Raw genomic sequence first — 19487 nt, 5'->3', positions numbered from 1 at the left:
AAGGAGCCGTAGCTCCTTTTTTACTGTCCTTTTTTAATTCGCTCAATCACGTTGGAAGTTGAGCAACCATCGAGAAACTCCAGCACTTCAACATGGCCGCCATGGCGCAGCACATGTTCGGCTCCTGCAATTTCTTCTACTTTGTAGTCTCCGCCCTTGACTAAGATATCCGGGCTGATTTGCTCAATCAGTTTTGCTGGCGTGTCGCCCTCGTACTCTTTGCCGAAAGGGATCACCCAGTCCACAGAGTTCAGCGCACTCAATACCATGGCCCGCTCAGCTAAAGGATTGATAGGACGTGCAGGCCCTTTCAGCCGGGCAATAGAGTCATCGGTATTTAAGCCAACAACGAGCCTGTCTCCCATGGCTTTCGCTTGTGCCAAATAGCGCACATGACCGGCGTGGAGGATATCGAAGCAACCATTGGTGAATACAATTTTCTCACCATTTTGTTTCGCAAACTCAATATGCTGGATTACGGATTCAAAAGGCGTTTGGTAATGCTCGCCATTTGCACGCAGGTACTGCCCTAGCTTAGCACTGAGTTCCTCAGGCGACACGGTAGCCGCACCTAGCTTACTCACAGCAATACCCGCTGCTAAATTGGCCAGCTCTACCGCATCAGAATCTGGCATTCCTGCCCCGAGCATCACCGCTAAAGTTGCGATTACGGTATCGCCAGCACCTGTGACATCACTCACTTCTTGCACTTGTGCGGGATAGTCGTGTTTAGCGCTGGCACTAATCAACGACATACCTTGTTCTGAGCGAGTCAGCAACATCGCGCCAATTCCCGCCTCTTTTATTAATGCCCGCGCCGTATCAGTCAATGCCTGCTCGCTGCGGGCATCGCCACCGGCGAGCTTAAACTCATTTAAATTAGGCGTGATGTAGTCGGCACCACGGTATAAGCCTAACTGTGGCGACTTAGGATCTACCAATACGGTTTTTCCCGCGTCTTTGGCTACCCGGATCATGGCCTCAATGAGCGTCAATGAGCCTTTGTTGTAATCTGAGAAAACAATGAAATCATAGTCACCCACCACACGCTCTAAACGATTCAACAATAACTGCGAATGCTCTTTAGAAAACTGTTCTTCTTGGTCTAGGCGCACCACTTGCTGGTGTCGACTAATCACCCTGAGCTTGGCTATCGTCGGCAATTCCACAGCATGGACTAACTGTGAGTCAATGTGTTCATCAGCAAGAATGCGCTCTAGAATTTGACCACTTTCATCCTCACCAATAAGCCCTAGCAGGCCTACCTGACCATCAAGGCGCGCGATATTCTTGGCGACATTGGCAGCGCCACCGGCTTTGTCTTCAAGCTGGTTCACTTTGACCACCGGTACCGGCGCTTCAGGGGAAATACGCCCGGAGTCACCATGCCAGTATCGGTCAAGCATGACATCCCCAACCACCAAGACCTTGGCATTGTGCAGCTGTTTTAACAGACCTAAATCCATGTTGCTTACTCCGCCACTAGCATATCTAGGGCTTCACACAACCAGTGGCCGATAAACATATGGGCTTCTTGGATACGCGCGGTCTCATCATTACTGATGATAATGGGAAGTTTAGCAATATCTTTAACGGTGCCGCCTTCACGGCCAGTCAAAGCCACGGTATAAGCACCAATGTCGTTGGCCGCTTGGAGCGCAAGATTGATATTAGCGCTGGTTCCTGAAGTCGTCAGGCCAATAACCAAATCCTGTGGTTTACACAACGCCTGAACTTGACGCTCAAATACAGTATCAAAATGATAGTCGTTAGAGTGCGCGGTTAAAATGGAAGTATCCGTTGTCAGGGCAATGGATGCCAGTGGCCCGCGCTCTTTTTTATAGCGCACCACAAACTCTGCAGCGAGGTGCTGTGCATCTGCGGCGCTGCCACCATTACCGAACCAGATCACCTTACCACCAGCAGCTAGTGCCTGATGACAGGCGCTCAACAATTGCGATACTTGCGGTTGGTATTGTTCCATGGTGTCGAATAGTGCGCGGTGGCGCGCAAGGCTATCGAGGTAAGTGTTGGCGGCGTTGTCAATATTAGCCATAAAGCGTCCTCATTCACGGGTTTATCGGCATTATTCCAAAGAGTACTGATAAATGCACGTTTTTGTCAGCCAAGCTTTGGCTTGCCCTATTGCCTGCGGTACACTTTAGTCGAATTTCACAATTAGGCTTTATCGTGTTTGCCCGTTTTCTTTATTCGCTCGTTTTAGTACTACTGATCCCCATAGCCTGGGTATACCTATATTATTTGCGTGGTCGCAAAAACCCTGGTTATCGCCAACACTTTGGCGAGCGCTTTGGCTACACTCAGGCCACTGGCGATATTATTTTGCATTGCGCCTCAGTCGGTGAAGTACTTGCCAGCGCACCTCTGATAAAAGCCTTGCTCGGTGCCAAGTACCGCTTAATCATTACTTGCAACACCCCCACCGGGCGTGAGCAAATCACCACTTTATTCGCCGACGCCATAAGCCAAGAACGTTTAAGCTGCTGCTACTTACCGTTCGATTTGCCTTGGTGTCAACGGCGCTTTATCCGTCGTACACAAGCAAAAGTACTGTCTATAATAGAGACCGAGCTGTGGCCGAACTTATTAAAGCAGGCGAAACAAGCAGGTTTAGCGACCGTGATTATTAACGCGCGGCTGTCGGCGAAATCCGCCAACGGATATGCCAAAGTAGCTCCCCTCACTCGGGATATAATGCGCCATATTGATGTGCTTGCCTGCCACCATCATGATGACGCCGAGCGATTTGTAAAGCTGGGTCTGGCCCAACATAAAGTGCATGTTACCGGCTCCATCAAGTTCGATATCACCGTCAGCGAAAAGCACCAACAACAAGCTCAGCAATTGCGTCACAAGTTCAATAAACCCTTTGTTTGGATTGCCGGCTCCACTCACCCTTGCGAGCCGGAATTACTCCTTCAAGCACACCAGGAATTACTGAAGCAGCAGCCCTCGGCTTTACTGATCATTGCTCCGCGTCATCCGGAGCAATTTGACAATGTTGCCACCGTGCTTAAACAGCAGAATTATGATTTTTGTCGTCGTAGTCACAACGACTACCAAGGGCAGAGCGTCATGCTCGCAGATACCCTAGGAGAGCTGACCATGCTTTATGGCTGCGCTGACCTCGCTTTTATCGGCGGCAGTCTTATCGCGCGCGGCGGACACAATCCATTAGAGGCGTGCGCCCACGCCATTCCAGTTTTAACTGGCCCCCATACTTTCAACTTTGCCCACGTTTACCCAGAGCTCATCAACCAAGGCGGTGCGCAGCAAGTGCAAGCCGATAACTTAGCAGCACAACTGATTGCACTCAGCCATGACCCTCATAAGCGCCAACAAATGGGCGCCATAGGTCTTAATGTGGTGAAGAAAAACCAAGGGGCGATAGCGAAAACATTGGCGATTATAGAGGAATACACTGATGTCTAACTGTGTTGCAGCCATGCGTGAATGGGTCAGTGCGGTCATTGTTAAATACAACTTTTGCCCGTTTGCTCGCAAAGAAGTCGAAAGCCAACGCATTCATTATCATCCCAGTGATGCCGTTAGCGTTGATGAGGCGGTGCTTGACACCCTAGAGCAGTGTCGTGTGCTTGATAACGATAGCGACATTGAAACCACCTTGGTGATTTTTGCTAAGGGTTTTAACGACTTTGATGATTTTCTCGAGCTGATAGATTTAGCCAATGCCTTATTAGTCGCACAGGGATTTGAGGGCACCTATCAATTAGCCCACTTTCATCCTCACTATGTGTTTGCTGGCGCCGAGCCTGAGGATGCCGCAAATTACACTAATCGCGCGCCCTACCCGGCCTTACATATTATTCGCGAACACAGTATGGAGCAGGCACTCGCACAGTACGATGACCCTGAAAGTATTCCCGAAAACAACATTCGTTTGGCTCGGCGTAAAGGTAGCCGTTTTTGGCAGCAACTGTTGCAACACTGCACTAACGCAGCCGATAAGTAAAAAAGACCATTAACTGGTGCGTATAATGTGTCGATACTAAGGGACTGTGATAAATTTCATCGTCCCAGAATTCGCCTCGGTAAGCGGCCACTACCTGCCATTGCGGTGCGAATTGATAACTCAGGGCAATACGTGCAAAAGGGTTGATAGCGCCTTGGGAGTGATACTCCGTGCGCCCATACTGTGGGGCAGCTTGCACCTTACTTACACCATAAAAATGTTGGGTATAATCTTCACTGAGCAACCGAACTCCGAATCTTGTGTGTACCCGGAGCTTATCACTCAACGCCCAAGGAGACAGCGTGTAGGAAACGTTTGCCGCCAGCGAACTGGATTCATTGCTAATATCTTGGGCAAAACGGGCCGAAAAGCCATGATAGTTGAGCGCCATAGTTGCGACCAGCTCGCCACTAGGGTCGTCATAAGAGGTGAATACAGGGTCGTCAGAAAGGTCGCTTTTATATAACAAAACACTGTCGTAGCTGGGATCGCGAAAGTTAAGGCCCATATCAATACCGACTTGACTATCCAACACGCGGTAGCTCACCAACCCTTGGTCAACACCAAAGCGCCAACGTCCATATTGAGCACTTACAAACGGCAGTGACTGATGTTGTGTTGCCATTCCAGCCCAAGGGGTTGTGATAATGGCTCCGCCAGCACCGAGGGTGACCTGCCATTGAGTAGACTGCTCAGCCTGAGCCTGCACGGCGACTAACAAGAACCATGCCGCGTTCAATACTTTTTTCATTGTTCGTATCCTGTGATGTGGTTGAAATGTCACTGTAAAGAGCAACACCCCATTCGACCTGTGCCAAATGTCACTGGATGCGAAAAAAGACTCAAAAAAAGCGCCTTCAGGCGCTTTTCTATCTGTGCTTTATTACGGTTTCAATGCCGCTTTGCGTTCGTTATAACCGCGTATCAGTTCATCCACCGTGTCCTGACAATACTCACGAATCCCCGAGACCAGCATATGCTTTTCTCCACGACCCACGACTTCACCCTGAGCCAGTAAATCAAAGCGCAAAATAATCTTGCCGCGCTTACCTTCGTAGGTAAATACATGCTCGGCTTCGCGCAATTCAGGAGCCGTTACTGCTAGAGTATCCATATGAATACTCATTGATTCATAAATGATCATTGGCCGCGCAGGGTTAATCATTACACCTTGCTTTGCCATCAGTGGCACAACCACATGGGGAAAGGCCTTTCCCGAGAATTCAACATAGTTTTTGATCAACGCATTGGTCAGGGTTTTACATTGGCTGTTTTCGCCCTCACGCTGCACGCTTAGATAGCATTTGTCGCCGTCTTTAATATCGAACTGTGCTTCTCCTTGCGGCATGCTTAGCTTTACACCCTCATCGACCATATTGGCGAAGGTGAAGTGCATTTGCTCATTAATTCCATATTTATCGAGTACCACCGAGAACAGTAAATCCCCAGGCACGCAAAATTTCTTCGCCTCGACATCATGTAACGGGTTGAAGTCATCGGCGACCGCTTTAGCAAATCGACTGCCTTGCTCACGAGAAATGCACACATGGGTACCAAAGTCTTGATAAAACTGCTCTAACATACCTGCTCTGCTTTAGTTCAAAAAAACTGCGGCAGTGTAACAAAATTTACGCATGGAGAGGTCGAATCTGTTGCAATTTATGGAAAAAAGGCACAAAAAAGCCGCAGCATAACAGGCTGCGGCTGTCTTTTTGCCAATGCTTAGTTAAAATCGCGGTAGGCTTTTTCTAGTTTCTTCGCTTGCTTCTTAGATACACCAATGTGCCCTAGCGCTACACGCAACCGTGCTCGCGACATATCAGAGCCAAGAATTTCCATCGCATCGATCACCGATGTAGATGACTTCTTGCCCGTAATAGCAACAAAAATAGGCTCTAAAAAGTCTTTGATCTTCAATTCATGGAAGGTCGCCACTTTTTTCGCAATAGCAAAGATCGCTGACTTTTCCCAGGTGCGCAGTGTTTCCAACTCCCAAATAAAGAACTGCAGTGCTTGGCGCACCACATCTTCTGGCGCTTTACCATCGGTTAATAGCGCAGGGTCATATTCAGGCATCCCGGCGACAAAATGCCCGGCCAAGTCGACTAAGTCAGAGAGTGTATCAATACGAGTTTTCGCCTCAGGTAATATGCGCTTTAGCGTATTAGCGTTATATTTCCAGTCGACAAAACGCGTAATCAGTTGCTCATCGCTAAACTCTTCACGTAACCAAGTGCCATTCAGCCACTTTAGCTTTTCCACATCGAATACTGGACCACCCAAAGAAACACGTTTCATATCAAAGTGTTCAATCATCTCAGCGAGGGTAAACTTCTCTCGCTCATCAGGCATCGACCAACCCATACGACCCAAGTAATTCAATACGGCCTCAGGAAGGAAGCCCATTTCCTTGTAGTAATTAATAGACGTTGGGTTTTTGCGCTTTGAAAGCTTTGACTTATCAGGGTTACGCAGCAAAGGTAAATGCCCTAATACCGGCGCTTGCCAACCAAAATCCTCATACAGTTTCAGCAGTTTTGGTGCCGAGTTAATCCACTCTTCACCACGGAAAATATGGCTAATTTTCATGTGGTGGTCGTCCACCACGTTAGCTAAGAAGTAAGTAGGGAAACCATCTTGCTTCAATAACACCTGCATATCGACATTTTCCCATGGGATTTCAATCTCACCACGCAAATAGTCATTGAAAGTAAAGGTGCCTTGCTCCGGTATTTTCATGCGGATCACATAAGGCTTACCAGCATCCAGGTTGGCTTGAATTTCTTCTTCGCTCAAAAGTAACCCACGCCCATCGTACTTAGGACGCAAGCCTTCGGCCATTTGCTGCTCACGCATTTGCTCAAGCTCTTCGGCACTGGCAAAACAATAAAAAGCTTTGCCCTGCTCCACGAGCTGGTGCGCATACTTTTTATAAAGCTCTGAGCGCTCTGACTGACGGTATGGGCCAAACTCACCACCGACATCCGGTCCATGATCCCATTGCAGGCCTAGCCATTGTAGGCTGTCCATGATCGCCTGTTCTGATTCTGCGGTACTGCGCACTTGGTCAGTGTCTTCGATACGCAATACGAATTCACCGCCTTGCTGCTTGGCAAAACAGTAGTTAAACAGGGCAATATAGGCAGTGCCTAGGTGCGGGTCACCCGTAGGTGAAGGGGCAACACGGGTGCGAACACAGGTGTGGTCAGTCATGCTAGCTTCTCTTTCAATTAGCAACAAAAATTTGCTGCAAATGCTAGCACAAAGGGGCAAAACTTCGTAGTGGAAAACGCCGCAATTGCGGCGTTAACGATAAATAGAATGGTTGCTTAAGCAGCTAAATCATCAAGGTAGGCAACAATGTCGGATGATTCATACAACCAGCGCACCTGCTGGTCTTGTTCAATACGTAAACATGGCACTTTTACTTTGCCCCCTTGCTCAGCAAGCTCTTGGCGGTAAGTGTCATTGTTTTTAGCGTCCCGCGTTTGTATTTTTAGGCCGTTACGCTTAATCGCGCGGCGTACTTTTACACAAAAAGGACAGGCGTGAAACTGATACAATGCCATATTCGCGGTTTGCGCATCTAACTGCTGCTGCGCTTCAGCAGGACGTTTTTTACTGCGCGGAGTAAAGACAAAATTAAAGAACAAAATAATACGGCCTAGCAACCAACGTACAAACTTCATAAGCACTCGAACAGAAAAATTCGGCGCAGAGTTTAGCACGCTCTGAAAGTGGTTAAAATAGCTCCAACATATCGTCGTCTAGATCATCGTCGCCTGCACCCTTGGGATTATCAGGAATATTTAAGCTATGGAAATCGACCACTTGGTTGCGGCCATTATTTTTCGCACTGTAAAGAGCTAGGTCGGCTTTATGCACCAGCTCAGGGACCATTGAAGTATCATCAAAAGCACAAAAGCCAGTGCTAATAGTCAACCTTTTCACCTGCGGGAAGGTAAAATCTGCCACAGTTGCGCGCAGTCGCTCTAACACTTGCATCGCTTGGTCTTTATTATCGCATAGCAATAGTACGGCGAACTCTTCGCCTCCATAGCGAAACACATAATCCTCACTGCGAAAGCTCTGTTTTAAAATTCGCGCTACGAGAATAATAACTTCATCACCAATCACATGGCCGTAGGTATCATTAACGCGTTTAAAGTGGTCAATATCGAACATGGCAAGATACCATTGGCGCTCAAGTTCATTGTCACGGCGCTCAGCAAAGCCGTCGCCATTGATGATGTCCATCACCTGTGAGTCAAAAGTTTGCCGGTTAAGCAGTTCAGTGAGTGGGTCTAATCGCGAGCGATACAGTAAATACAGCTGGTTGGCGTAAATATTAAGAATATTAGTGATCACGAAGGGGGAATCATGCGTCAGCGCGAAGTCACTGCTGCTTTGCACAAAACCTATCACTGCACCAAGATGGTAGATAGGAAAGTACACATATTGTCCTTGGCTACCACTAATGCGCATGCGCTCAGCATCAATTTTTGCCACTAACTGCTGAGCTTGTTCATCATTGAGTATTGCGGCTGAGCCCCCTGAATAGCTACATCGTATGCGGCCCTGCGAAGTAAATTGTTTATTCATGTACAGAGCAAAATTGTTATCGGCAAACACCTGGCTAAGTATATCAATAAGCGCTGCATCCAACGCACGTTCACTTTGTTGCTGCGTTAGACGAATGATCCATTGATGACCACAGGAGTTACTTTGCATAGGCGCTTGTTTTGCAGCTTGATTCTCCTAAGTGTAGACGAACAAAAAGAGTTCTGTGCCCAGTGCACAATGACTGTGTGCAGGCTAAACACTGTCAGTGAAATTGATAAAATCATCGCGATGCACCAGCATAGCGCCATTACTGTAGCCCAAGGTTTCGACGATAGTTTGCTCTTTATGAGCCAGCAATTGGGCCACAGCCACACTGTCATATCTCGCCACGCCTTTGCCTAAGTTAAGCCCTTGCTCGTCACACAAAGTGATGACATCACCACGACTAAACGGCCCCCTTAATTGCGTTATACCAACCAGAAGCACACTGGCCCCACCTTTTGCAATCGCTGCTGCCGCACCGCCATCGAGTACCACCTTGGCTTTGCTCATCGGCCCTGCTAGCAACCACAGCTTGCGACTGCGCCGAGGTGCTTTTAAGCTCAATACCCGGGTGCCTGTTTGCTGCTGCAAACAATTTATAATGACATTCTGGCCGTGTCCTGCACTGATGACCACATCCACACCACCGTGACGGGCAATACTCGCAGCTTCCAGCTTAGTAGCCATCCCCCCTGTGCCCACGGTGCTGCCTGAACCTCCTGCTAACGCCTTTACCTGATCATCAATATGGCGGATTTCCGCAATCAGCTCGGCATCGGGGTGGCTGCGCGGATCGGCGGTAAATAATCCAGGCTGATCAGTTAGCAATAACAAGGTATCAGCGCAAGCTAATATGGCTACCTTAGCGGAGAGGTTGTCATTGTCGCCCACTTTAATTTGTGTGGTTGCGACGGCATCGTTCTCATTGATGATGGGCACCGCTCCCTCTTGCAATATAGCTAGCAACGCATCACGAGCATTGAGGTAGCGCTCGCGGTTTTCTAAATCCGCTTGTGTCAGTAACATTTGCCCCACGGCAATTGAATAAAGCGCAAATAGGCTTTGCCAGGTATGCAGCAGCTGGCTTTGCCCTATCGCAGCTAACATCTGTTTTTGGGCCAAGGTCTCAGTACCAGGCTGGCGGCCCAATAATTCTCGCCCCGCTGCAATCGCCCCGCTGGTGACGATAATTATACGATGGCCTTGTTGCTTCAATTGCGCGCACTGGCGCACTAAATCAACCATGTGCGCTTTATCTAGGCCTCGGCCATGATTGGTCAGCACGCTGGTGCCCAACTTAACGACAATAGTTTGCACTTCATTGCTTCACTTTGTGGAAATGATGACTAATTATTACCCTAGGACTAGGCGCACAAACAAGTTAAATTAATTCAAGTGTGCTAGCATCGCCGCAATTTTGCTTAACCCCACGTTTGTTTATGCCTGCAAGCTTATGTTTAATTATTGCCACCTTCTTATGGGGCAGTTCTTTTATCTCGCTAAAGTATGCCATTGGCGTGTACGACCCAGCTGTGGTTATTTTCTTGCGTATGCTCACCACTCTAGCCGTAAGCCTATGCTTGTGGCGTTTTATTACGCGTTTTGATTATCGCCAGGGTGACTGGAAGTACCTTGTGTCGATGAGTTTAGCCGAGCCTTGCCTGTATTTTCTATTCGAAGGCCACGCTATGGAGCACACCTCAGCATCACAGGCAGGGGTTATTGTGTCGTGTTTACCGCTGATTGTTGCTGTACTGGCATTTTTTATGCTCAAGGAGCGTATCAGCCGCGCCATTATTGTCGGCTTTACGCTGTGTATCGGTGGCAGTATTTTGCTCACCATGCTCTCTCCTGCCTCTGAGCATGCGCCCAACCCCATTGTTGGCAACACCTTGGAGCTACTGGCGATGCTCTGCGCCGCTTATTACACTGTGAGCGTAAAACACCTCGCGGCGCGCTACTCACCGCTGAGCTTGATTGCCTTGCAAGGGTTAGCAGGCTCGCTGTTCTTTGCGCCATTTTTGCTTTTTGTAGAAGTGCCGCAGAACCATGATCCCATTGCCTTTGCTCATATCCTCTATTTAGGCACCTTTGTAACCCTTGGCGGCTATGGCATGTATAACTATGCCATCAGTAAAGTGTCGGTGCTCACTGCTGCCGCCTACTCAAACTTGATCCCTATTTTTACCCTGTTGCTCTCTGCCATTGTGCTCAGCGAGGTACTGACCCTAGGACAATGGTTAAGCATTGCCGTGGTGTTCGCTGGGGTGATGATAAGCCAACGACATCAGGCGATTGTCGTTGACTTGGAAGAGGAAGAAACCAATGAGGCAGAAACCAACAAGCGCAAATCCGTGCCAGAGGCGGGCGAATTAAAAGGGTAGCACGTCACCAGATGCAAACCGGGAGCACTGGCCGCTGCGGTCTGCTCCTGGTGCACCACTTGTTTTTGCTCAATGCGATAACTTAATTGACGACCATCAGCGAGCGACAACACCAGTGTGTCGCCCACCTGCACATGGCGTAAAAAAGCAAAGTGGGTATCATTATGCGCAGCGATCACGCTGCTACCATCACTGCCTAATGGGCTCGAGGCCAAAGCATGAGCGGGGCCGAACGCCAAATTTCGGCCGCTGGCTCCGGCCAGCACATAGCGCTCAAGCGCTAAGTCCGGCACACTGAGCTTTGCCACCACATGGGTATCAGCGTAATACCAAGGCGCGACTGCGGCGCCTTGGCGTACCAGGCTTTGCTGCCAAGCTCGCTCAATAAGGTGCTGAGCCAACCATGCTTTGGCTTGTACATAGCCCCCTTGAGTAAAGAGCAACAACCCCAATGCAAACACCCCATAAAGGGCGTAACGCCCCTTCTGTTTACGCATGTTGACCTCGCACTTTAAGCCAAGCGGATGCAATCACCATCAGCACCATGCCCAGTAGTACATGCCACAATGACTGACCATCTGTTTGCGCAAAGCGCATAAGACGCTGCCCCTGGGCCACAGGGTTAGGCACTTGCTCATCATGCATTGCCGGGCTTTTAGCTGGTGTTTCATCAACCGCAATAAAGGCGGTGAATGGGCTTAATAGCTGATGCTTTAGCGCTAATTCCAAGACTTGCTCACGCACCGCTTGCTGTTCATTATAAAGTAACAGTGAAGCTATTTGTTGACGCGCCCAAACTCTCGCAATGGCTTCGCTACGCTCATAATTACGCGCACTCTCATGCATTGGCATACTCAGACGTAATGGACCATGTTGCGACGTGGCGTTAATGTGGATATCTTGCTGCTGACTGTCGAGCTTAATTGCAACCATTAACGGCTCGCCAAAATAAAGATCCGGTAACGGTTTGGGCCAGTAATCTAATTCACCACTGCGCGCCCCAGCGAGATGCAAGTCTCTCAGTGCAGGGTTGGCAAGGCGTGCTATCAATGCCTGCATTTGCGCTTGCACCTCAGAGCCATCACTAATAAAGGTGTAGCTACCACGACCCACTTGCGCAGCGCGGCGCATAAAGTAGCTATTGGGCGCACTGCCGATGCCCACCGTAAATAAACGGCTATCGCCTAATCGCGCTTTGATCAAATCAAACAGCGCTTGCTCATTACTCACGCTACCGTCGGTCAAAAACACCACCTGACGAACAAACCCCGGGTGTTGCTTAGCGTCTAGCGCGTGATGCAGCGCACCAGCTATTTCGGTGCCGCCATCAGCGTCAAGGTTATAAACAAATCGCTCTGCCTCATTGCGGTTAAACTCATTAGCCGCCACGGCACTGGGTCGGAATAAACGCGCCGTAGAGTCAAAGTCGATGATATTAAAGCTGTCATTTTCATTCATGTTGTCCAGCGCGTAAAACAGTGCCTGTTTTGCCGCCTGCATGGAGCTGCCATGCATTGAGCCGGAACTGTCAATAACGAAAATGAGCTCTCGCGCTAAACGCTGCTGAGCGCTAAATTCGTCGCTCGGTGGGAGCAGCATTAACAGCCCATAATCACCACTTTGCGCTGTCTGCCTAAAGAAAGCGGCACGTGCTTTGTCGCTTTGCTCCACTTTGGCGCGCAGCACAAAATCGCGGTTCATACTTTCGTCACTTACTAAAAGCTGGTAACGACCAAAGCTAGGGTTGCGAATATCCGCCTTATAATGAGGGGTGCGAATGCTGTGCAGTGCGAGGCCAAAATCGATATCTACCTGCAGCTGCAACTTCGGCTGTGTATTGGTCAGTGGCTGTTGACCGGTGGCTTGTTGAGCAAAACGCGGACTCATCCAGCCTGACACTAACTCTGCTGCCACTCTTGCAGTCGCCCCTGCGGTCGCCCCTGCGGTCGCCCCTGCAGTCGTTTCTAGTTCAGGGCTGCTAAGCGTTGCAACCTTATCAGCCCCATCAAGACGATACTGCCTTGGATGATAACGCGGTGTGAAGGTCATCGGCAAACGCACGCTGAGCTGGGCATCGCGTAAAGACACCATTTCTTGATACTGCAAGGTAATGCGCACTTGCTCACCGGGGCCAAGATTGGCCAGTCGCGAGGTAAACATATTGGCACGTTGCTGGTTAACTAGAGCCGCACGCTTACCGGCACGTTTAGCCGCTTGATACTGACGCTCCGCCGCTTGTTTCTCCGCAATTTTACCGACAATTTTGCGCTCTCCCACAGTCATAACCATGGCGTGTACCGCACTCTCACTGGGTAGCGGAAACACATACTGGGCATTGACCGCAAACGGGTGACGATTGATAAAAGTTTGCGTTACCTCAACATGGTTAATTAACCCAGTAATACGCATTTTTGCTTGCGTATTCAGTAACACTCCGGGCGCTACATGGGTGCCATGCGCATCACTTAAGCGCAGCTGCGCTTTGTTGTTTGCATGACTATCATTACTGGCTAAAGCTGGCGAACATAGAAGTAGAGAAAAAAGGCCCACAGCGAGAGCTGTGAGCACTTTGCTAGGACTACTCAACATAATCGGGTCCTCGTGATGATTGGCAAACTTAGTTTTTAGCCATTTGGCTTTGCGTCGCACCACGGGCCGTTAATGTTACGCGACGATCGAAGAAGTTAGTTTCATATTCATTGCCGTTATCGACCAGTTTCTGCTCACCATAGCCTTGAGCATAAAGTTGCTCGCCACTCACGCCTTGGTCAACAAGGTAAGCCTGTACTGCATCAGCACGACGCTGCGATAAACTCAGGTTTGCGCTTTCATCACCCTGGACATCGGCATAGCCGTTCAAGTTCAGGCTCAATTCTGGTTTACGCTTAAGGATTAAAGCGAGCTGGTCGAGCTGCTCGGCGAAATGTGGCTCGATACGCGACGAACCCGAGCGAAATTGCACCGTCATTGCCAGTAAGTTATCAATGCGCGCTTGTTCTAAGCGGTTTTGTTCATTTTCTAATGCGTCGATTTGCGCCGTCAGTGAACGGTTACGGTCTAAGGTGCTACGTAGTTGTTGGTCAGTGTCTTTATATTGGCTGAGCATCACTTGTTGTGATTCAACGGTGTTCTCTGCAGCTTCTTTCTCGCCGATGATGCCGCCGATAAATGCGCCTGCGAAAGCGCCAATCGGGCCACCGACTACGGCACCAATGGTTGCGCCCGTGCCAAGTCCCCATGCAGTTTCTGAGGCCATTTCTTTTTGCTCTTTCGCCATCGCCGGTGCAGCCATTAGGGTCGAAATAAGTGCAGTTGCAAGTAATTGTTTTTTCATCGTCTTCATCCTTCAATACTTAATTTGGTTGGTGTATTGCAAGCAACAAAGTGGTTGGTGACTGTGCTGTCTTGCTTAGGAGTTATTAAAACAAGACACAGTGGCAACAAAGGGGAGCAAAAAAGGAAAAATGAAGGGCAATTATGGCAATAAAATGGCAAGTCTGAGCGCCAGCTTAAAATGGCAGTGAAATCACCTCTGTAGAGACGTTTTGCGGCCATAAACACCGCAGCTGATGATGAAAATAGTCGGGGCAAGCGGAAGTTGCGAAGCGTGCTTCCCCCACTTTAGAGGCCGGATTGATTGCTTGGCTGGGTAAGCACCGCTGCAGTTGCAGGGCCACCGCTTGCTCGGTGGTCAGCACATCAATGTGTGGGCCATATAGCTTGCGCAAAACAGGAGCAATAAAGGCATAGTGCGTGCAGCCCATCACCAAAACATCGGCGCCTTGGTCAATCAAGGGATGCGCGTAGCTGTGCAGCAGTTGCTCCACCTTTTTGCCACTCAGTTGCAATTGCTCTATGGTGCGTGCCAGCTCAGGGCAAGGTTGGAAAATAATACGCCCAGAGGCCTCGCCTTGGCGTTGACACAATTGAATGAATCGTGGCGAAGCCACGGTATTGGGCGTTGCCAACACCCCAACCACCTTGGTTTTGCTCAATGATAATGCCGGTTTCACGCCGGGCTCAACACCCACAATAGGCAGCGTGAATTGTGCTCGTAAGGTATCAATGGCTGCCATCGTCGCAGTATTGCAAGCCAAAACAATCGCACTGGCCCCATGCTCGCATAAGTAAGAAGTAATTCGCGAGCACCTTGATATCACTTGCTCGGGGCTTTTGTCGCCATAGGGCATAAAGCCACTGTCCGCAACATAGTGAATATCAAACTGGGGCAGCAATTGTCGCACTTGTTGGGCAATGGCAAGACCACCCACGCCAGAGTCGAAAATACCGATAGAAGAGTGGAACAAAATAGCGCGCTCAGGGTTACTAAGGCGGCCAAGTGTAGAGCCTTTATGACACAAAGCCAAGCAACAAAAAACGGCTTAGCCAGGCATTTAAAGGTTATAGTTGCTTGTCTATAAAGTACTCTTCGACATCATCTTTAATATCGAGGTAATCGTCATTTTCGAGGTCGAGCACGGCTAAGGCCGACGTCTCAAAGTACTGCCAATCCTGAGACGGTGAAAACCGCCGCTGTAAATGCACGAAGTTTTCCGCCATTTTCAACGTTGCCATAGTCATACGCAGAGTTTCATCTTGGCAGCTATTAAAAAAATGGTGATCATGGTGGCGTAAAATAAGCTGGCAGGTGTCTTTTGGTAAATTCCAGGCACTGGCCAAGTAATAGCCAATAACAGCATGATTAGTACGAGAAGCCGTTTCTTCGTAGGCCACTAAACTACGGCTATGATCGCTATTCGCTTGCTCTAACACATTGATATAGTCCGGATACTGAACGGCTAAAGCAGGGATCCCTGCATCATGGAATAAACCAAGCATATGTAGATTTTCGGTGGGCACTCTAGATTTAATCTTTTTGCCAATTAACACCGCCATATCAGCCACTTCCGTGGCGGTGTCCCAAAACCGCTCTAACTTGATGCAGCACTGATGCTGTGAGTAGGCTTGCTTTAGTAAAAACCCCGTCACTAACGTGGCAATACTGTCGAGACCAAGAAACATCACCGCTTGGCGAATATCAGTGATTGACCTTGCCAAGCCATAGCAAGGAGAGTTTATCACTTTTAACACCGCCGCAGAGGTGGCAACATCTTGGGATATGAGCCCAGCAATATCATGCAATTCAGGCTCTGGTTGTTCAAGGCTATGCTGTAGCTGGGTGAGCAGCTCGGGTTTAGGAGGTAAGCTAAAGCCGCGCTCAACATCTTGTAGCACGGAGCTGTCAATATTTATCATATTCAATGCACTCGTAAATGGGTTATCGCCATCCACTAGCTGAACCTTGCGTTAACGAGATAATAGTTTAGCTGGTTATTTTTTACTACTATTTTGTTAATTAAATTTTAAAAACCAATACAAAGTAACTATTATAAAATGCATAACATCTGGTCCTAGTTGCAGGGCACAAAAAAGCCGAGCATGGTGCTCGGCTTCGTTAAAAACATCCCAGTTTAAAGTTTAATTACCGCGTCAGTGCCTAGCCCAGGGCCGTAGACAATGGCATTGAGCAGTAACCGTGCGGTGCCTTTAGTAGCACCACGGAAGTTAGGCATATTGGCAAACATGATCACTTGGCCATTGCCCTTTTTCTCGCGCGTAAGGTAAGCGGCATTACTCATTCGCTGCGCCGCTTCAGGCCACAACAAACCACTCATACGCACGTACAGGTCCTGCCCTTGCGGAATAGTCGCCCAGCCAATCATGCGCTGCTCGGCCTTGCTGTTTTCTTGCAGTACACCGTAGCGTACCACCGCATCAACGCCTTGCTTAGCCATAAATAAGGGCACATCACCGGCCAATACCGGCAGCTGCTGCTCAACCCCATAGCTGAGCCAATGTTTTTGATCTGTGCGCCCAGCGACTATCGCCCCAGAAGGCATAAATGCAGCACTCCAATCATGCCAACGCTCAAGCTGCTCCTTGTTCAAAGGCTTCACATCGTCGCTTTTATCCCAAGGGAAACTCAATTGTGCAGAGACCTTATGAGCGTTAATCAAATCAGCATTGGCGATACGCTGCTGCTTGGCTTGCCACTCGCGCATCAGCGCCAGGTCATACTCACCGGCCCTCTCAAAACTCTGCTTCAGCAGCGCCACTTTTGAGAAGTCTTCTGCTGTGGCTAATTGCGCAGCCGAGTTACCATTAACGATTAAGGTGCCGCCCTGCGCAACCCACTTGTCCAAAGCGCTAATATGGCTTTTCGATAACTCACCATACCAACGACTAGGGACAATGATGACATTGTAGCCACGAAGATCGCTGTAAGAGAGCATCTCTTGGCTTAAATGGCTATGACGAATACCAAGCTCGGTATCAAGCATATGCCACATCGAGCCAATATCGCCCGGAGCAATGCCATTTTGGCTAATAAAGGCTATTTTTGGTGCTTTCAATAAGTTAAAGTTTTCGCCGCCAATATCGGGTAAGTCTCCTTTACCCAAACCTTGGTCTATAGCGATGGCAGACACGCCGACTTCCTTTGCCACCTTATCCAATAAGGTGCTCAGCTCGCCGCTCTCTAGGGTGTTATCATAATTATTGACCACCACTGAGCCTCGGTTGAAGCGAGTGTCGTTAAACACGCCCGGCTTAGCCAATACGCGCACTTTTACGCCTTGCTCAAGTAAGCGCGCGGCAAACGCCACAGAGGCATCGCTGGCGCCATCAACAACATAAGCAATGGCGTTATCACGAGGTTGCACACCGGCTTCGCTGGGGCGCTGATAGGTGGTGAGATCATCATCAAGGTGCTCAGGTACTTCCAATGCCGGCAGACCAAACATCATCGATACATTCCACGCGGTGGTGTCATACATAATTGAGCTGCCATCACGCAGGGTCTTTTGTCGCTCCTCCAATAGCACCGCATCATTTAACTCTGCGTCAAACTCCATGATGGTTGCCAGTAACGGCGCATCATACTGGCGATTGGGGATGACAATAGCGCCCTTAGGGATGGTCGCATCACGCACCTGCCCGAGGTGGTTTTTGGCCTTGCGTACCTTAAGCTCTTCAGTGGTTGCATAATAATCGATGCCCTGTAAATCAAGGATATCCATCAGCTTGTGCAGGCGCGCGGTATTATCGGTCGGGAGAATAACAAAACTGCGCTCACCATATTTTCCGTCGGGGTCAATATGCGCTAAGCGGTTACTGACAAAGTCACGATACATGGCCTTGCTGTGCTGTTGCAGGGTCTTAAGGTTAGCCAAAGAGCTAATATATTGATGGTCAACAGACTCTTTGTAACTACGCACATTGCCATTTTTTAAGCGCACGCCATCTTCTGCGGTACGTGCTTGTTCATATAGAATATGTACCGTTCCTTTGTACTCGGCATAGTTGGAGTAACCCGGGTAGAGGTTTTCAAACCACTCGCCGGTGTAATAAGGCCAGTTTTTATCGTCAAAAGCGCTGGCGTGATCGCCGGCAAATACCTTGCTCCATTTACGCGTACTGGTGGGAATATTCACGTTCAGCGGTTCACGCGGCGGGCCCATTAAAAAGGTGTCTAAGGCACCCATTTCATGGCCATCGATCATCAGTTGCGGAAACCATTCATTGATGGCTTGTATACGACCCTTTGATTCTGGATTTACGGCAAAGTAAAAGTCGCGATTGAGGTCGAAGTAATAATGGTTAGTCCGCCCAAATGGCCATGAACCGCTGTGCAGCAGTGATTGCGTGTCAAAGTTAGGCGCGGCACTGCGGCTTTCTTGCAGGCGTTTAGTAAATCGGGCGCGACCATCGGGGTTCATTAATGGGTCGACCAGTATCACCAAATCATCTAGGAGCGATTCTATCTCTGAGTCTTGTGAGGCAAGTAATTGGTAAATAAGCGCTAAAGAAGCATCCGCACCGGAAGATTCATTGCCATGGATACTGTAGGCCATCCATGCCGTCCCTGGAGTGGAATCAATGAGAGTATCTATTTGTGATGATGAGAGCGCGTCCGGTTCGCTGAGTTTGCTGATATTCGCTTTAATTTCATCAATATTGGCCAGATTCTTTGCTGAGCTAATCATTAAATAATGCAACGGGCGCCCTTCATAACTGCGGGCGTACTCAACGATTTGTGCTTTATCACTTTGCTCGGCCCACTTATTTACCAGCTCAGTAATTTGCGCTGGCGTGGCGGTGCGCTGACCCACGTCAAAACCAAGCACCTCTTTAGCCGGGGTGATATTTGCCGCATATTGCCCTTGATGTAACGCGGGATAGTCGCCACCGGGCACCGACGTGGGCTGCATTAGCACAGTGGCATGGGCACTGGCCGCAAACACTGCACAGCCCCATGCAGCACTTGCTAATATCCTGTTTAGCTTCATAAATTTACCTTTTTATTATGGTTTTACGTCGCCTTCACTATAGCAGCTGCAATCTAAGCCGAGCATTATTTGAGCTAAATAGCATTATGCTGCGATAACCATAAAGCGAGACAGCGCAACAGCAATTGCAGCAAACATTGGCATGATGTTTCTGTG

General features: G+C 49.1%; 17 protein-coding genes. 3 read left to right on the top strand and 14 right to left on the bottom strand.

Going from position 1 to position 19487, the window contains the following annotated elements; genetic code table 11:
- Window positions 1-20 precede the first annotated feature (20 nt).
- Window positions 21-1466, bottom strand: a complete 1446-nt coding sequence (gene hldE / locus FIU82_RS02885) for a bifunctional D-glycero-beta-D-manno-heptose-7-phosphate kinase/D-glycero-beta-D-manno-heptose 1-phosphate adenylyltransferase HldE (protein WP_152440297.1) — start codon at window positions 1464-1466, stop codon at window positions 21-23.
- A 5-nt stretch (window positions 1467-1471) separates the two neighbouring features.
- Window positions 1472-2056: an SIS domain-containing protein gene (locus FIU82_RS02880; RefSeq protein WP_022946494.1), complete on the bottom strand. Its 585-nt coding sequence runs from the start codon at window positions 2054-2056 to the stop codon at window positions 1472-1474.
- Window positions 2057-2190: 134 nt separating this feature from the next.
- Here FIU82_RS02880 and waaA point away from each other — a divergent pair, with 134 nt between their 5' ends.
- Complete coding sequence (gene waaA, locus FIU82_RS02875) at window positions 2191-3453, top strand: lipid IV(A) 3-deoxy-D-manno-octulosonic acid transferase (RefSeq protein ID WP_152441449.1); 1263 nt, start codon at window positions 2191-2193, stop codon at window positions 3451-3453.
- Entirely contained in the window at window positions 3446-3994 is a 549-nt protein-coding gene (locus tag FIU82_RS02870; RefSeq protein ID WP_152440296.1) for a DUF1415 domain-containing protein, read from the top strand. Before waaA ends, FIU82_RS02870 begins: the two co-directional genes overlap by 8 nt.
- Here FIU82_RS02870 and FIU82_RS02865 read toward each other — a convergent pair.
- The 6 genes from FIU82_RS02865 to proB form a co-directional block, all read right to left on the bottom strand.
- Window positions 3975-4745 (bottom strand): MipA/OmpV family protein, encoded by a 771-nt coding sequence (locus tag FIU82_RS02865; protein ID WP_152440295.1) that lies wholly within the window; start codon window positions 4743-4745, stop codon window positions 3975-3977. The genes FIU82_RS02870 and FIU82_RS02865 overlap by 20 nt on opposite strands.
- Window positions 4746-4877: 132 nt before the next feature.
- Window positions 4878-5576 (bottom strand): DUF3581 family protein, encoded by a 699-nt coding sequence (locus tag FIU82_RS02860; protein WP_022946498.1) that lies wholly within the window; start codon window positions 5574-5576, stop codon window positions 4878-4880.
- A gap of 140 nt (window positions 5577-5716) precedes the next feature.
- A complete protein-coding gene (gene gltX, locus FIU82_RS02855) occupies window positions 5717-7207 on the bottom strand; it encodes a glutamate--tRNA ligase (RefSeq protein WP_152440294.1) in 1491 nt (496 codons plus the stop codon).
- A gap of 116 nt (window positions 7208-7323) precedes the next feature.
- Window positions 7324-7683: a glutaredoxin gene (locus FIU82_RS02850; protein ID WP_022946500.1), complete on the bottom strand. Its 360-nt coding sequence runs from the start codon at window positions 7681-7683 to the stop codon at window positions 7324-7326.
- Window positions 7684-7735: 52 nt separating this feature from the next.
- Window positions 7736-8725, bottom strand: a complete 990-nt coding sequence (locus FIU82_RS02845; protein WP_152440293.1) for a GGDEF domain-containing protein — start codon at window positions 8723-8725, stop codon at window positions 7736-7738.
- An 84-nt stretch (window positions 8726-8809) separates the two neighbouring features.
- Window positions 8810-9916, bottom strand: a complete 1107-nt coding sequence (gene proB, locus FIU82_RS02840; RefSeq protein WP_152440292.1) for a glutamate 5-kinase — start codon at window positions 9914-9916, stop codon at window positions 8810-8812.
- Between the two features lie 122 nt (window positions 9917-10038).
- Between proB and FIU82_RS02835 the strand changes: the two genes are divergently transcribed.
- Window positions 10039-10983, top strand: coding sequence for a DMT family transporter (locus FIU82_RS02835; protein WP_152440291.1), 945 nt, complete (start codon window positions 10039-10041; stop codon window positions 10981-10983).
- Here the strand turns inward: FIU82_RS02835 and FIU82_RS02830 are convergent.
- From FIU82_RS02830 to FIU82_RS02805, 6 genes are all read right to left on the bottom strand, one after another.
- Window positions 10887-11480: a class GN sortase gene (locus tag FIU82_RS02830; protein WP_152440290.1), complete on the bottom strand. Its 594-nt coding sequence runs from the start codon at window positions 11478-11480 to the stop codon at window positions 10887-10889. The genes FIU82_RS02835 and FIU82_RS02830 overlap by 97 nt on opposite strands.
- The gene (locus tag FIU82_RS02825) at window positions 11473-13572 is read right to left on the bottom strand and encodes a marine proteobacterial sortase target protein (RefSeq protein WP_152440289.1); all 2100 of its coding nucleotides are present in this window, start codon (window positions 13570-13572) and stop codon (window positions 11473-11475) included. Before FIU82_RS02825 ends, FIU82_RS02830 begins: the two co-directional genes overlap by 8 nt.
- Window positions 13573-13600: 28 nt before the next feature.
- On the bottom strand, window positions 13601-14317 hold the full coding sequence (gene pdsO, locus FIU82_RS02820) for a sortase-associated OmpA-like protein PdsO (RefSeq protein ID WP_152440288.1): 717 nt from the start codon (window positions 14315-14317) through the stop codon (window positions 13601-13603).
- A 175-nt stretch (window positions 14318-14492) separates the two neighbouring features.
- Window positions 14493-15350, bottom strand: a complete 858-nt coding sequence (gene murI, locus FIU82_RS02815; protein WP_152440287.1) for a glutamate racemase — start codon at window positions 15348-15350, stop codon at window positions 14493-14495.
- Between the two features lie 34 nt (window positions 15351-15384).
- The gene (locus tag FIU82_RS02810; RefSeq protein ID WP_152440286.1) at window positions 15385-16239 is read right to left on the bottom strand and encodes an HDOD domain-containing protein; all 855 of its coding nucleotides are present in this window, start codon (window positions 16237-16239) and stop codon (window positions 15385-15387) included.
- A gap of 215 nt (window positions 16240-16454) precedes the next feature.
- Window positions 16455-19331 carry a M14 family metallopeptidase gene (locus tag FIU82_RS02805; protein ID WP_152440285.1) on the bottom strand — a complete coding sequence of 959 codons (2877 nt, stop codon included), beginning with the start codon at window positions 19329-19331 and terminating at the stop codon, window positions 16455-16457.
- Window positions 19332-19487: the final 156 nt, after the last annotated feature.

Origin of the sequence: Pseudoalteromonas sp. THAF3 (genome assembly GCF_009363775.1) — a bacterium.
GTDB lineage: Bacteria > Pseudomonadota > Gammaproteobacteria > Enterobacterales > Alteromonadaceae > Pseudoalteromonas > Pseudoalteromonas ruthenica.
Note: the sequence above shows the minus strand (reverse complement) of the source record. Positions and strands in the feature narration are given on the sequence as shown.